The sequence below is a fragment of the Streptomyces sp. NPDC051180 genome, assembly GCF_040689545.1.
GTDB lineage: Bacteria > Actinomycetota > Actinomycetes > Streptomycetales > Streptomycetaceae > Streptomyces.
The window spans coordinates 148,559-162,796 of the sequence record NZ_JBFBBC010000008.1 but is presented as its reverse complement, the minus strand read 5'-3'; the positions used below and the strand labels follow the sequence as shown (position 1 = coordinate 162,796).

11 protein-coding genes are annotated in these 14,238 nt (G+C 71.7%); 4 read left to right on the top strand and 7 right to left on the bottom strand.

Going from position 1 to position 14,238, the window contains the following annotated elements:
• Window positions 1-116: 116 nt before the first annotated feature.
• Entirely contained in the window at window positions 117-1,247 is a 1,131-nt protein-coding gene (locus AB0424_RS16750; RefSeq protein ID WP_366306004.1) for a M48 family metallopeptidase, read from the top strand.
• Here the strand turns inward: AB0424_RS16750 and AB0424_RS16745 are convergent.
• The 7 genes from AB0424_RS16745 to AB0424_RS16715 form a co-directional block, all read right to left on the bottom strand.
• Window positions 1,232-2,320, bottom strand: a complete 1,089-nt coding sequence (locus tag AB0424_RS16745) for a hypothetical protein (RefSeq protein ID WP_366306002.1) — start codon at window positions 2,318-2,320, stop codon at window positions 1,232-1,234. The two genes, AB0424_RS16750 and AB0424_RS16745, sit on opposite strands and share 16 nt — an antisense overlap.
• 118 nt (window positions 2,321-2,438) lie before the next feature.
• Window positions 2,439-2,999 carry a hypothetical protein gene (locus AB0424_RS16740; RefSeq protein WP_366306000.1) on the bottom strand — a complete coding sequence of 187 codons (561 nt, stop codon included), beginning with the start codon at window positions 2,997-2,999 and terminating at the stop codon, window positions 2,439-2,441.
• 76 nt (window positions 3,000-3,075) lie between these two features.
• On the bottom strand, window positions 3,076-4,359 hold the full coding sequence (locus tag AB0424_RS16735; protein ID WP_366305998.1) for a glutamate-5-semialdehyde dehydrogenase: 1,284 nt from the start codon (window positions 4,357-4,359) through the stop codon (window positions 3,076-3,078).
• 106 nt (window positions 4,360-4,465) lie between these two features.
• Entirely contained in the window at window positions 4,466-4,987 is a 522-nt protein-coding gene (locus tag AB0424_RS16730) for a hypothetical protein (protein WP_366305996.1), read from the bottom strand.
• Between the two features lie 168 nt (window positions 4,988-5,155).
• A complete protein-coding gene (proB, locus tag AB0424_RS16725; RefSeq protein ID WP_366306237.1) occupies window positions 5,156-6,259 on the bottom strand; it encodes a glutamate 5-kinase in 1,104 nt (367 codons plus the stop codon).
• Window positions 6,260-6,384: 125 nt separating this feature from the next.
• Window positions 6,385-6,807: a GtrA family protein gene (locus AB0424_RS16720; RefSeq protein WP_366306235.1), complete on the bottom strand. Its 423-nt coding sequence runs from the start codon at window positions 6,805-6,807 to the stop codon at window positions 6,385-6,387.
• A 218-nt stretch (window positions 6,808-7,025) separates the two neighbouring features.
• The gene (locus AB0424_RS16715) at window positions 7,026-8,021 is read right to left on the bottom strand and encodes a glycosyltransferase family 2 protein (protein ID WP_366305994.1); all 996 of its coding nucleotides are present in this window, start codon (window positions 8,019-8,021) and stop codon (window positions 7,026-7,028) included.
• 251 nt (window positions 8,022-8,272) lie between these two features.
• Between AB0424_RS16715 and AB0424_RS16710 the strand changes: the two genes are divergently transcribed.
• From AB0424_RS16710 to AB0424_RS16700, 3 genes are all read left to right on the top strand, one after another.
• A complete protein-coding gene (locus AB0424_RS16710) occupies window positions 8,273-9,838 on the top strand; it encodes a DUF6056 family protein (protein ID WP_366305992.1) in 1,566 nt (521 codons plus the stop codon).
• Window positions 9,839-10,123: 285 nt separating this feature from the next.
• Window positions 10,124-12,976: a CDP-glycerol glycerophosphotransferase family protein gene (locus AB0424_RS16705; protein WP_366305990.1), complete on the top strand. Its 2,853-nt coding sequence runs from the start codon at window positions 10,124-10,126 to the stop codon at window positions 12,974-12,976.
• Window positions 12,976-14,181 carry a glycosyltransferase gene (locus tag AB0424_RS16700; protein WP_366305988.1) on the top strand — a complete coding sequence of 402 codons (1,206 nt, stop codon included), beginning with the start codon at window positions 12,976-12,978 and terminating at the stop codon, window positions 14,179-14,181. The genes AB0424_RS16705 and AB0424_RS16700 overlap by 1 nt, the downstream gene beginning before the upstream one ends.
• Window positions 14,182-14,238 lie beyond the last annotated feature (57 nt).

Here is a 14,238-nt window from a genome sequence, read left to right as displayed (position 1 = left end):
CCTAGGTCGTCCTCGGTGCCCGAGTTATCCACAGGCCCCGGCACACGGTAACGCCAGCGCCTAGGGTGGGTGCGGTCAGGGGGACGAGCACCGACTCGTACGAACAGGGGGCATCCATGACCGAGAACGACCAGGGGAACGTGCCGAGCAGGCAGCGCAAGCGGTTCCCCGGCATCTCCTCGCGGGCCTACGAACATCCGGCGGACCGCTCGGCCCTGGTGGCCCTGCGGAAGCTCAGCGGTTTCGACACCGTCTTCAAGGCGCTCAGCGCGCTGCTGCCCGAGCGCAGTCTCAGGCTCCTCTTCCTCTCGGACTCCGTCCGGGTGAGCGACGCGCAGTTCAGCCACCTCAACGACATGCTGCGGGACGCCTGTTACGTCCTGGACCTGGAGAAGGTCCCGCCGATGTACGTGGCGCAGGACCCGAAGCCGAACGCGATGTGCATCGGCCTCGACGAGCCGATCATCGTGCTCACCACCGGCCTGGTGGAGCTCCTCGACGAGGAGGAGATGCGGGCGGTCATCGGCCACGAGGTCGGACACGCCCTCTCGGGGCACTCGGTGTACCGCACGATCCTGCTCTTCCTCACCGGGCTGGCGCTGAAGGTCGCCTGGATCCCGCTGGGCAACGTCGCGATCATGGCGATCGTGACGGCGCTGCGCGAGTGGTTCCGCAAGTCCGAGCTGTCCGCCGACCGGGCCGGCCTGCTCGCCGGGCAGGACGTGCAGGCGTCGATGCGCGGTCTGATGAAGATCGCCGGCGGCAACCACCTGCACGAGATGAACGTGGACGCGTTCCTCGCCCAGGCCGACGAGTACGAGAAGGCCGGGGACCTGCGGGACTCGGTCCTGAAGATCCTCAACGTGCTGCCGCGCACGCACCCCTTCACCACCGTCCGGGCGGCGGAGCTGAAGAAGTGGTCGGAGAGCCGCGACTTCCAGCGGATCATGGACGGCCACTACCCGAAGCGCTCGGAGGACAAGGACACCTCGGTCACGGACTCCTTCCGGGAGTCGGCCGGGCACTACGCCGAGACGGTGCGGACCAGCAAGGATCCGCTGATGAAGCTCGTCGGGGACATAGCCGGCGGCGCCGGGGACCTGGCGGGCGACCTGGGCGGCCGGCTGCGCAACCGCTTCGGGGCGGGCGGCCAGGGGGCGGGGAAGCCGGATGCGGGCCCGGACGCCGGACCGGACGCCGGTGACGGCGGCAAGCACGGCGCCGGGGGCGGTCAGAGCGAGGGCTGAGCGCTCGGCGCGAGCGCTCCGCAGAGCGCCGGAGCGGCGGGCCGGGCCGTGGCGTACGGGTCGGTGACCGCCGGCCCGCCGTCCGCGGCGGGGACCCGCGCCCCGGCCAGGAGCGGCCTCAGGGAGCCGGTGGTGTCGGCGCCGCATGCCTGCGGGCCGGCCTCCACCGTGCTGGTCAGCAGCTCGGTCCGGTGCATGCGCAGGTCGTCGCGGTCGAAGCGGAAGTGCACCTGTCGGTGGACGGTGAAGAGCGAGGCCGCGGCGACCGGTCCCGCGCCGTGGGCGGCCGGGCGCAGGGCGTAGGTGTACGTGTGGTCCGCGGTGACCTCCAGCGTGTCGGGGTCCGTCTCCTCGAAGCGGAGGGTGCCCTGCACGCGGGTGCCGGGGTCGGCGAGGACGACCTGCCGGGGATCGAAGCGGACGAGCCAGCCCGTGAGGGCGTGCCGGCCGTCGTCGGCGGGTGACTCGACGCTCCGGTCGAACTGCTCCAGCTGGTCCGGGTCGAGCAGCAGCCGCGCGGGCCGGACGGTCGCCCCGGCCAGCACGTCGGGCTCCAGCGAGGAGGCCACCAGGTACTCCTTGGCGATGCCGAGGGCGGTGACGACCTGGCTCTCGGCGAAGTGGGAGGTGCGCCCGGTGACGGGCAGGTTGATACCGGCGGCCCCGGTCCGGTACTGCGCGGCCGGGCTGTGGGCGAAGAGCCGGGCGGGCGTCCCGCCGGGGACGGTGCCACGGGGGGCGAGCGGGACCACCGTGGTCCGCAGCGGCTCGGCCCGCTGGTCGACGGGCGGCTGGTAGGGGTTGCGGACGCCCAGGTAGATGGCGGTTCCGAAGGCGAGGAGGATCAGCAGGACCAGCAGGACCGCCTGGCGGGAGCCGCCGCGGCTCTCCCAGGGCGAGGGGCGGCTCCGGACGGCACGGGCGTGCTCGCCCATCCGCTCCTGGGCCGAGAACTCCTGGAGGCGGGCAGCACGGATGAACGCCTCGTCGAAGACGACGGATCGGTACTCGTCCTCACCACCGCCGGGGAACCCCTCGGGCGTCCCCTCAGGCGGGTCGCCACGGCCTGCCATACCTTCAGGGTAGGTCCGCGGGACCTTCGGTAAACGCCCGGGGAAACGACAAGTTCGCAAGAATTCCGCCGTCGGGGCGTACGGGGCCGGCGGAGCGGTCCGCGGCGGGGCCTCGGCCCTATTCGGCGGCGGCCGAACGGGCCACGGGCGTGAGGGCCGCGGGAGGGGCCGGGAGGGGTTTCGGCGTGTCGACGCCGGTGGTGGCCGGCGGCGGGATCTGGTCGTCGCGGTTGGCCGCGGCGCCCCGGTAGACCGCGCTGAAGGCGAGGGCGACCATGCCGATGCCCATCACGAGGGCGAGGATCCAGGCCACCGGCCGGTGCCAGCGGGCGCTGCCCCGGTAGGGCCGCAGGGCGCCTCCGTGGCGCCCGTAGGGGCTGGCGTCGTCGCCGACGTCGTCGGGCTCGTAGGTGAGGCCGACGGGGTCGTGGCCGTCCTCGTAGGGGTCGTCGTCGCCCGCTCCGACACCGGCGCGTGCGCGGGCCGCCTCGGCCTCGGCACGGGCCTGCGCGGCGGCCAGGAGCCGCTCCACGGCCGTGGGCTCGTGGATGGTCGCGGCCCGCACGAAGTCCTCGTCGAACACCACGTCGGCGTAGACCTCGTCGGCGCCTCCGCGGTCGACACGGTCCTCGGGGTCCCCGCCGTCCTGGAACGGCTGGCCCCCCACGTCGTCCGGCACGGATTCAGAGTAGACCCGCGAGGGGGTTTTGGGCAGGGAGAGTGCGAAGCCTCCCCGCCCGTACCGAAAGGAGGTGTTAGCGCACGTGGCCGTCGCCGGTGACGATGTACTTCGTCGAGGTCAGCTCGGGAAGGCCCATGGGGCCACGGGCGTGGAGCTTCTGCGTGGAGATGCCGATCTCGGCGCCGAAGCCGAACTGTCCCCCGTCCGTGAAGCGGGTGGAGGCGTTCACGGCGACGGTGGTCGAGTCGACCAGCTGGGTGAAGCGGCGGGCCGCGGCCTGCGAGGTGGTGACGATCGCCTCGGTGTGGCCGGAGGACCACATGCGGATGTGCTCCACGGCCTTGTCGAGGGAGTCGACGACGGCGGCGGCGATGTCGTACGAGAGGTACTCGGTCTCCCAGTCCTCGGGGGTGGCCGGTACGACGGTGGCCTTGGAGCCCTCGGAGAGGGCGAGGACGCGCTCGTCGGCGTGGACGGTGACGCCGGCCTCGGCGAGGGCGGCGAGCGCCTTGGGCAGGAAGGCGGCGGCGACGTCCTGGTGGACCAGGAGGGTCTCGGCGGCGTTGCAGACGCTGACCCGGGACGCCTTGGAGTTGATCAGGATGTCGACGGCCATGTCGAGGTCGGTGTGGGCGTCGACGTAGACGTGGCAGTTGCCGGTGCCGGTCTCGATGACCGGGACGGTCGACTCCTCGACGACCGTCCGGATGAGGGAGGCGCCGCCGCGCGGGATGAGCACGTCGACGAGGCCGCGGGCGCGCATCAGCTCGCGGACCGATTCGCGGGACTCGCCGGGGACGAGCTGGATGGCGTCGGCGGGCAGGCCGGCGCCGCCGACGGCGTCGCGCAGGACGGTGACCAGGGCCGTGTTGGAGGCGTAGGCGGAGGAGGAGCCGCGGAGCAGGACGGCGTTGCCGGACTTGAGGCAGAGGGCGGCGGCGTCGACCGTGACGTTGGGGCGGGCCTCGTAGATGATGCCGACGACGCCCAGCGGCACGCGGACCTGGCGCAGGTCGATGCCGTTGGGGAGGGTCGAGCCGCGGACGACCTCGCCGACGGGGTCCGGCAGCGCCGCGACGTCGCGGACGTCGGCGGCGATGGCGCGGACGCGCTCGGGGGTGAGGGTGAGCCGGTCGACGATGGCCTCGCTGGTCCCGGCCGCGCGGGCCTTGGCGATGTCCTCGGCGTTGGCCTCGACGATCTCGGCGGTGCGGACTTCGAGGGCGTCCGCGATCGCCAGCAGGGCGTCGTCCTTGGCCGCGCGCGGGAGTGGCGCGATTTCGGCGGCGGCACCACGGGCACGGTAGGCCGCCCGGGCGACCGGCGAGAGGTTGTCGAGGGGCGTGAGCGAGGTCATGTCCGCAGGGTACTGGCACCCCTGCGGACATCCCTCACGTATCCCGCACTCCGAGACGTACCCCGCCGCGGTTCCACGCCGGCTCCCCGGGCTCTCCCGGCGTCGCTCAGTAGGGGTGGACGCCGACGGGGGCGGCCGGCGGCGGGCCGTAGCCCTCCGCGATCCGCTGGTGGTAGGTCTCGCGGTCGATGACCTCGAGTCCGACGATCTCCCAGGGCGGCAGCTTGGCGGTCTGCCGGTGCTCGCCCCAGAGGCGCAGGGCGACGGCCGCGGCGTCGTGCAGGTCGCGGGCCTCCTCCCAGTACCGGATCTCGGCGTGGTCGTTGGCGTAGCGGCTGGTCAGCAGGAAGGGGTGGTCGTGGGCCAGCTGTTCGAGCCCGCGCCGGACCTCCTTCAGCGGCGACTCCACCCCCGACACGCTGAGGGTGATGTGCCAGAGCTTGGACTCGGGCTGTTCCTTGCCGCGTGCCTCACGCGTCTCGCGTGCCTCACGTGTCTCGGCGGTGGTCTCGGTCTTCCTGTCCGTTGACCTGTCCTGTGCCTCGTCGAAGTCGGCTCCGGCCTCGACACTGGTCAGGGCGCGTTCGGCAGTCCCGCGGGGCGGTGCCCCTGGGCGCGCTCGTCTCACCGGCGGCCTCCTGTGTGATGCGTGTGGTGCTGTACCCCGCCCTGTCATAACCCCGAGACAAAGTTGACCAGTCCGAGGCCGTACATGGGGCGGTTTTGGTAAACGTCCCTTCCGGATGGCCAGACTTTCAGCCGTTTCGGCGGGGGCGGTCACCCGGTCGTGGAGCGGTCAGCCGATGACGACCAGATCGTCGCGGTGGACGACCTCGCGCTCGTACTCGGGTCCGAGCTCCCCGGCCAGTTCGTGGGTGGAGCGGCCGAGCATCCGGGGCAGTTCCTTGGCGTCGAAGTTGACGAGGCCGCGGGCGACGGCCCGGCCGGCGGTGTCGCGCAGCTCGACGGGGTCCCCGGCGACGAAGTCGCCCTCGACGCCGGCGACACCGGCGGCGAGCAGGGACTTCTTGCCCTCGACCACGGCGCGTACGGCTCCGTCGTCCAGGGTCAGGGAGCCCTGCGGGGTGGAGGCGTGGGCCAGCCAGAGGAGCCGGTCGGCCGAGCGGCGGCCGGTGCGGTGGAAGTAGGTGCCGGTGTCGCGGCCGGAGAGGGCGTCGGCGGCGCGGCTCGCGGAGGTGAGGACGACGGGGATGCCGGCGGCGGCGGCGATGCGGGCGGCCTCGACCTTGGTGACCATGCCGCCGGTCCCGACGCCCGCCTTGCCCGCCGAGCCGATCTCGACGTGGGCGATCGACTCGGGGCCGGTGACCTCGGCGATCCTCGACGTGCCGGGCTTGGACGGGTCCCCGTCGTAGAGCCCGTCGACGTCGGAGAGGAGGACGAGCAGGTCGGCGCGGACGAGGTGGGCGACGAGCGCGGCGAGCCGGTCGTTGTCGCCGAAGCGGATCTCGTCCGTGGCGACGGTGTCGTTCTCGTTGACGACGGGCAGCGCGCCCATCGCGAGGAGCTGGTCGAGGGTCCGGTAGGCGTTGCGGTAGTGGGCGCGGCGGCTGGTGTCGTCGGTGGTGAGGAGGACCTGGCCGACACGGACGCCGTAGCGGGCGAAGGAGGCGGTGTAGCGGGCGACGAGGAGACCCTGGCCGACGCTGGCGGCGGCCTGCTGGCGGGCGAGGTCCTTGGGGCGGCGGGTGAGGCCGAGGGGGGCGAGGCCCGCGGCGATGGCCCCGGAGGAGACGAGGACGATCTCCTTCTCACCGCCGCTGCGGACCTTGGCGAGCACGTCGACGAGGGCGTCGACGCGATCGGCGTCGAGTCCTCCGGAGGCGGTGGTGAGCGAGGAGGAGCCGACCTTGACGACGATCCTGCGGGCCTCCGTCACGTACTGCCTCGACACGTCCGTCTGTCCCGTCACCTGCGTCGCCACTGCGTCGTCCTCACTCGGCCTCGCGGCCTCACCCGGCTGTCCCTCCGCCGCGCGCTCCCCGCCCGCGGCTGCCAGGCAATCTACGCGAGCCGGGAGGGCTGCCGCTCGTCCGTTTCGCTCCCTGGACCGGCCGCCGAGGGGCCCTGTCCGGCGCCGCGGGGCACCAGGATCCGCCGGGAGACGAGGTAGGTGAAGGGGATCGCGACGACGGCGGCGACGAGTGGCGCGATCCGGTCGTCCATCCCGGCCCAGCTGACGAGCGCGTAGAGCCCGACGCTCTGCACCAGGTAGTTGGTGACGTTGGTGAGGGGGAAGAGGGCGAACTTCTTCCAGGTGGGGCGGGTGCGGTAGGTGAAGTAGGTGTTGAGGAAGAAGGAGCCGACCATGCTGAGGAGGAAGGCCAGGGAGTACGCGGCGAAGTACGGCATCCACGGGTGGAGCAGGAGGTAGCACCCGAAGAACGTGCCGGTGTTGACGCCGCCGACCAGGGCGAAGCGGAGTATCTGCGCGAGCCGGTCCCGCCGCGAGGGCCCGGAGCCGGGCCCGTCGACCCCGGAGCCGGGCCCGTCTGCCGCCGTCGGGGGCGCTCCCGCGGCGGACGCGTCGGAGGCCGCCGGGTGGGCCCCGGAGCCGCCCGCGGCGGCCGGTGCCGGGCGTGGCCCTCCGCCGTCGCCCCCGGTCCCCGCCGGGTGGGATCCCGCGCCGCCCCCCTCGCGCGCCATCAGCGCTCCCGGTCGGCGGTGACGACGCGGATGCGCTCGGCGGCGGCGCGCTCGGCGGCCGCCCGGCCGAAGGAGCGGTGGGTCTCCTTGACGAGGAAGTGCGGCCGGCGCTTGGTCTCGTAGTAGATGCGGCCGATGTACTCGCCGATCAGACCCAGCATCACCATCTGCACGCCGCCGAGGCCGACGATGATCGCGACCAGGGTGACGTAGCCGGGCGCGGTGACGCCCTGGGTGAGGGCGGCCGCGGTCACCCAGACCGCGTAGAGGACGGCGAGGCCGCTGAGCGTCATCCCGAGCCAGAGGGCGATGCGCAGGGGGCGGTTGTTGAAGGAGATCAGCCCGTCCATGCCGTAGTTGAGCAGGGAGCTGAACTTCCACTTCGTCTCGCCGCCCTCGCGTGCGGCGTTCTGGTAGTCGAAGGTGACGGTGTCGAAGCCGATCCAGGAGAAGAGACCCTTGGAGAAGCGGTTGTACTCGGGCAGCGAGAGCAGCGCGTCGACGGCGGGGCGGGAGAGCAGCCGGAAGTCGCCGACGCCGTCGGTGAGCTCCACGTCGACCCAGCGGTTGACCGCCCGGTAGTACACGCGGCTGAGCGCCGATCGAAGCTTCTTGTCGCCCTCGCGGGTGCGCCGTGCCATGACCTGGTCGTGGCCCTGGTGGTAGAGGTCGAGCATGCGGGCGAGCAGCTCGGGCGGGTGCTGGAGGTCGGCGTCCATGATGACCACCGCGTCGCCGGTGGACTTGCGGAGGCCCGCGAGCATGGCCGCCTCCTTGCCGAAGTTGCGGCTGAAGGAGGCGTACTGGGTGCGGTTGGGGTGCCGCGCGGCGATCTCGCGCAGCTTGCCGAGCGTTCCGTCGGAGCTGCCGTCGTCCACGTAACAGATCTCGTAGCCGACCGGGAGGCCGTCGAGGACCTGACGCATGCGCGCGTCGAAGCGCTCGACGACGTCCTCCTCGTTGAAGCAGGGGACGACGACGGAAAGCCTGGTCATGGAACGGTCACTCCAGAGGGATGGTCGAGAGTACGTCCTGAAGGACCGCCACCGGACTCTCCTCCGGGCGGCTCGGCCACGGTACGGAGCGGTGGTGGCCGCCGGGCGTCGCCCGAGTGACCGGGCCCGGTCGGCATGTCGTCCATGCAGCAAAGCATGCGGGGAGGGTAGTGATATACGTGGCATTTTTACCCATTCGTCACCCATTGGGACGACATGCCACGGACCCTGGCCAGCTGGAGCGATGACCGGTGAGTAGGACGACCATCTCGGAGCACGGTGACGCACGGATGCGGGACGGCGGAGAGGGCGGCGACCCCGGCGGAGGCAGGAGCGCGGACGGCCGCCGCGACGGGACGGGCGCGCTCCGGCGGGCCCTGTCGTGGACGGGGCTCGCCGTCGGCGCGGGCGCCGCGGCCCTGCTCTCCGTCGGCGCCTTCCTCGGCGTCTACGTCCGCCCCACGTCGGACGACTGGTGCGCCCTGTGGAAGACGCGGGACATGGGGGCCCTGGGGATCGCCTCGGACTTCTACCGGACGCAGAACGGGCGGGTCACCAACGCCCTGGCGACCGGCGTCCTCTATACGGACGACATGCGGGGCCCGAAGCTGCTGCCGGCCGCCCTGGTGGTCGCGCTCGGCGCCGCGCTCTTCCTGCTCGGCCGCGCGGCCCTGCGCGCGCTGCGGCTGCCCCGGCCACCGGTCGCCCTGCTCGGGGCGGTGGCCGCGGTCCTGGCCGCGCTGCTGTTCTTCGCGGGCACCCGCCCCTATCAGGTACTGCTCTGGGCGCCGGCGACCATCTCGCACACGCTGCCGAGCCTGATCGGGCTCTGGGTGGTGCTCGGCGCCGTCCGGGCCGCGCGCAGCACGCGGCGGTGGGCCAGGACGGCCGCGTTGGCGGGCGCGCTCCTGGCCGGCGTGGCGCTCGGCATGCTCAGCGAACCCTTCACCCTGGTCGCCGGCGTGTTCGCGGTCGCCGTCGGCCTCCTCTGCCTCCCCCGGTTCGGCTGGGCGAGGGACCGGTTCGTGTCGACGTGGTGCGCGGCGGCCTGCCTGGGGCTCGCCGTCGGCCTCACCCTGCTGTACACGTCGCCCGGCGCCCGGTGGCGGCGCGCCCAGCACCCGCAGGCCCCGCTGACGGCGGACGAGGTCGGCGAGACGTTCCACGACTGGTGGCGCGTCTGGCAGACCGTCGGCGGCCAGTGGGCGTACGCGGGTGCCCTCGCCGTCGGCGTCCTGCTGGGGCTCGGCCTGGCGGCCGCCCGCACCCGGACGCCCGTCCGCGGCCCCGGACCGCTCCCCCGCCCCCGCTCCCGGACGGCCGTGGTCGCGGCCTGCCTGCCGGTGCCGCTGATCGCCCTCGCGAGCCTGGCCGTGGTCTACGGCCTGCGCAGCGGGTACGGCGTGACCGGCTGGACCTACGCCCGCACCTGGATGAGCTTCCTCGTCCCGCTGCTGGCGGCGCTCTGCGCGTACGGCACCTGGCTCGGCCTGCTGGCCGGCCGCCGCCTCGCCGGTCCGACCGCCGCCCGGATCGGGGCGGTGGCCGTCGCGGGCGCGGTGGCCGTCGCCGCCACCGCCGCCCTGGTGCCCGCCGTGCGCTCCCTGACGACCACGACCGTGGCGCGGAGCCTCGCCTGGGACGCGCAGAACGCCCGCATCCGCTCCGAGGTCGCGGCCGGCGGCCGGAAGGTGACGTACGAGCCCCTGCACATCGGCTACCTGGCCGAGCCGTTCTTCACCCCCGCGTACTCCCGGGACTGGGTGGCCCAGTGCGTCTCCCGTTACTACGACGTGGAGCGGATCGAACGTCCGTAGGCCGCGTCCGGAGGAGTCCCCCGCTCGGGTGTGTTCCTGATCACCCCGCACGAAGGAGTTTGTGAGGGTCTGCGGTAAATTCTGGGCGGATGTCCCGCCATCCGTGCCATCACGCCCGCATGGGCGACTTCTCACCCGCACCGTGGGTTGCAGGGAATTCCCTTCCGAACCAGTAACGATAGGGAAACAGGGCCCTCCGGGGCGGCCGGAGGCTCGGCCGAACGAGTTGCGAACACCAGGTAGCTTGGGTGTGTCTGAAGGAATGAAAAGTGGATCGAGGTGCCAGTGCCTGACGTCTCAGTGATCGTCATCGCCTACAACGACGCGGAGCGTCTTCCGGCGGCAGTCCAGTCCGTACTGGACCAAACCCTGAAGAGCGTCGAAGTGGTGATCGTCGACGACTGCAGCAGCGACGACACCTTCGCGGTCGCACAGGCTCTGGCAGCTGCGCAGCCCGACCTGATCCGTGCGTACCAGCTGCCCGAGAACAGCGGCGCGGGCGGCGAGCCCCGCAACGTCGGCATCGGCCACGCGCGGGGCCGCTACGTCATGTTCCTCGACAGCGACGACGTCCTGGAGCTCAACGCCTGCCTCAACATGGTCTCGGCCGCGGACGAGACCCAGGCCGACATGGTCTCCGGGCTCTGCGTGCGCCTCCACAAGGACACCGCCAACCAGAAGCGCGACGAGTGGTACTCCTGGATCTACCGCCAGACGCGCACCCTCGACTCGGTCGCCGAGCTGCCCGACCTCTTCGTCTGGGACACGCTCTCGACCAACAAGTGCTACCGGCGTGAGTTCCTCGTCGAGAACGACCTCCGCTTCCCGAAGGGCATGTTCTACGAGGACCTGATGTTCATCGCCGAGGCGTACCTCGCGGCGAAGAAGATCACCCTCATCCCGAACCAGGTGTACTTCTGGCACGTCCACCAGAACGCCCAGGTCAAGTCGGTGACCAACCGCCGGCACGAGATGACGAACTACATCCACCGGCTGGAGATCCACCGCCGGATCGACGCCCTGCTCGACGAGCACGGCCTGACCGAGCTCCGGCAGGCGAAGGACGTCAAGTTCCTCAAGCACGACCTCGTCCTCCACCTGCGCGACCTGCCCTTCCGCGACCAGTCCTTCCGTGAGGAGTTCGCCGAGCTCTCCCGCGACTACCTCCAGGGCCTGGACCGCGACGCGTACGCGAAGGCGCAGAAGATCCAGTCGATCTGCGCCTACCTGCTGGAGAAGGGCGACTGGGACAACCTGCTGCCCGCCGTCGACACCCTGCTCCACCGCGACAAGGTCTCCACGCCGCTCTTCGAGCGCGACGGCCGGGTCTACTGGTGCGAGGAGCACCTCGACGACGAGTTCGGCCGCGAGGTCCTCGACGTCACGGACCTCGGCTACCAGGACAAGCCGATCAACAAGCTCTTCCTGCGCAACGAGCTGACCGCGTACGAGGAGTCCGGCGGCACCGTCCGGCTCGCCGGCCGGATCACCAACCCGCTCGGCGTGATCACGCCCGGGGCGAAGCTCGGCGCCAAGCTGGAGTTCCGCGCCCGCCGGCGCAGCCTGCAGACCTTCGTCTTCCCCGTCCAGACGGTCCGCCACGACGGGGACACCGTCCACTGGGAGGCCCAGGTCGACCTGAGCGCCAAGCTGCGCCCCCTCGGCATCATCGACTCCGTCTGGGACGTCCGGCTCGACCTCGACGTCGACGGCAAGCGCACCCGGACCCGGCTGACCACCGGGGAGCCCGACCTCGAGGGCGGGGCCTTCCCGATCAAGCCGCGGCTGACCCGGCTGGTGGCCGACCGCATAGAGCCCCACGCCACCGCCAAGGGCCACCTGGCGTTCCGTCTGCTGTCCACCCGGCAGAACAGCGAGCGCATCGAGGAGCTGATCCAGCGCGGTGTGCGCGGCACGCCCGGCAAGCTGGCCAAGTCCGGCTACCGCAAGGCCAAGGCGCTGCGCAAGACGCTCAAGTCCGACGACACCAAGCTGCGCCTGTACCACGAGGTGTACAGCCGGCTGCCCGTGAAGAAGCGCACCGTCGTCTTCGAGAGCCACCTGGGCAAGCAGTACAGCGACAGCCCCCGCGCGATCTACGAGGAGATGGTCCGCCAGGGCCTCGACTTCGAGGCGATCTGGTCGTACACGGGCACGCCGACCGGCTTCCCCAAGGGTGTCGAGCTGGTCCGCCGCTGGTCGCTGCCGTACCTGAAGGCGCTGGCCCGGGCCGAGTTCTGGGTGGACAACCAGAGCTACCCGCTCCGTCTCGACAAGCGTGCCGAGACGACGTACATCCAGACCTGGCACGGCTCCGCGCTGAAGAAGATGGGCTTCGACCAGCCCTCCCTGAAGGCCAAGACCCGCCAGCAGCAGGCGGCGGACCAGAAGTACCTGGACCGCTTCGACCACTTCCTGGTCCGCACCGAGCACGACGTGCGGACGCTGGCCAAGGCGTTCAACCTGCAGGACCGGGTGCTGCTGCGCTCCGGCTACCCGCGCAACGACTCGCTCGTCCAGGCGCGCCTGCGCGAGGAGGAGACCGGCGAGCGCGCACGCGGCCCGCTCGCCGCGGAGCTGGGCATCCCCGCGGACAAGAAGGTCCTGCTGTACGCCCCCACGTTCCGCACGTCGGGCGCCAAGGCGAGCCACTTCGAGCTGCCGTTCGACGTGGAGGCGTTCGCCGAGGAGTTCGGCGACCGCTACGTCCTCCTGGTGCGCGCGCACTACCTCAACCACGTGGTGCTGCCGCCGAGCGTCGAGGGCAAGGTCATCGACGTCTCCAAGCACCACGACGTCATGCCGTTCATGGAGCTCGCCGACGCCCTCGTCACGGACTACTCCTCCGTGATGTTCGACTACGCGCTGCTCGACAGGCCGATGCTGTTCTTCACGTACGACTACGAGAACTACGTCCACGAGGGCCGCGGCACCTACTTCGACCTGCTGGAGAAGGCCCCCGGCCCCGTCTTCCGCACGGAGGACGAGTTCCGCGAGGAGCTGCGGAACCTGGACGCGCAGGACCGGCAGTACGCCGACGTCCGCAAGTGCTTCGTCGCCGAGTTCGGCGAGTACGACCAGGGCACCGCCGCCAAGAGCATCGTCGATCAGTTCTTCTCGTCCCGGTGGAGCCGTTGATGACCAAGCCGACCAGCACCCTGACGACCGAGCCCGGGACCGAACGGAACACCACCGTCGCGCGGGACGTCTTCCTCGTCTCCAACAGCGTCGACGAACTGGGCGGCATCACCAGCTGGTCCCACCAGGTCGCCCGGCTGTTCGCGGAGCGCGGTCACACCGTGCACGTCGTCGGTGTCGTCCCGGCCCCCGAGGGCCGGCGCGCCGACCTCGGCGACGACCTGCCGTACACGACGACCACGCTGTACGACGTCCACCCGCCGAGCCTGAAGGCGCTGCGCGGCCTCAAGGGCAAGCTCGACCTGGCCGAGCGCCGGCGCCGGGCCGCCCGTGAGTCCGGCATGGCCGAGCAGGCGGCGAAGCTCACCCGGATGTTCCGGGCCGCCCGGCCCGGCGCCGTCGTCATCGTGACGCAGGTCTGGGCCATGGAGTGGGTCGCGCTCGCGGACACCTCCGGGCTGCGGGTCGTCGGCATGAGCCACGAGTCCTTCCAGACCTGCCGCGCGTCCTCGCGCTTCCAGCGGGTCAAGAAGTACTACAAGGACGTCGACCGGATGCTCGCGCTGACCCGCGAGGACGCCGACCTGTGGATCCGGCAGCGCTTCGACAACGTGGCGTCCATGCCGAACCCGCTCCCCTTCTTCCCCGAGGAGCCGTCGCGCCGGACCGCCAAGCAGGTGGTCAGCATCGGACGACTGCACGAGGAGAAGGGCGTCGACATGCTGCTCGACGCCTGGTCCGAGGTCGCCCCCCGGCACCCCGACTGGACGCTGCGCGTCTACGGCTCCGGCGAGGAGGAGCAGGCGCTCAAGCGGCAGGCCGAGGAGCTGGGCCTCAGCGGCTCGGTCGAGTGGATGGGCCGCACCAACGACGTGCCCGGAGTGCTGCGGGAGAGCTCGCTCTTCGCGCTCTCCTCGCGCGGCGAGGGCTTCCCGCTCGCGCTCATGGAGGCCATGGCCACGGCCGTGCCGTGTGTCGCCTTCGACGTCGCTCCCGGTGTCCGCGAGATCATCACGGACGGCGAGAACGGCATGGTCGTGGCCCCGGGCAACACCACCGAGTTCGCCCGCCGGCTCGACGAGCTCATCTCCGACAAGGAGCTGCGCGACCGCATGGGCGAGCGCGCCCGCGTCGACATCCAGCGCTACTCGACCGACGAGATCATGAACCGCTGGGAGAACCTCTTCACCCTGCTCAACCGCTGACCCGGGGTCAGCGGAAGCACGGACGCGAACGCTCGGCCGGGAGGACCCGGCCGAGCG

Excerpts from the sequence above, each read along its gene's own strand:
- AB0424_RS16750 (WP_366306004.1), top strand. The coding sequence starts at position 117 with ATGACCGAGAACGACCAGGGGAACGTGCCGAGCAGGCAGCGCAAGCGG.
- AB0424_RS16745 (WP_366306002.1), bottom strand. The coding sequence starts at position 2,320 with ATGGCAGGCCGTGGCGACCCGCCTGAGGGGACGCCCGAGGGGTTCCCC.
- AB0424_RS16735 (WP_366305998.1), bottom strand. The coding sequence starts at position 4,359 with ATGACCTCGCTCACGCCCCTCGACAACCTCTCGCCGGTCGCCCGGGCG.
- AB0424_RS16715 (WP_366305994.1), bottom strand. The coding sequence starts at position 8,021 with ATGACCAGGCTTTCCGTCGTCGTCCCCTGCTTCAACGAGGAGGACGTC.
- AB0424_RS16700 (WP_366305988.1), top strand. The coding sequence starts at position 12,976 with ATGACCAAGCCGACCAGCACCCTGACGACCGAGCCCGGGACCGAACGG.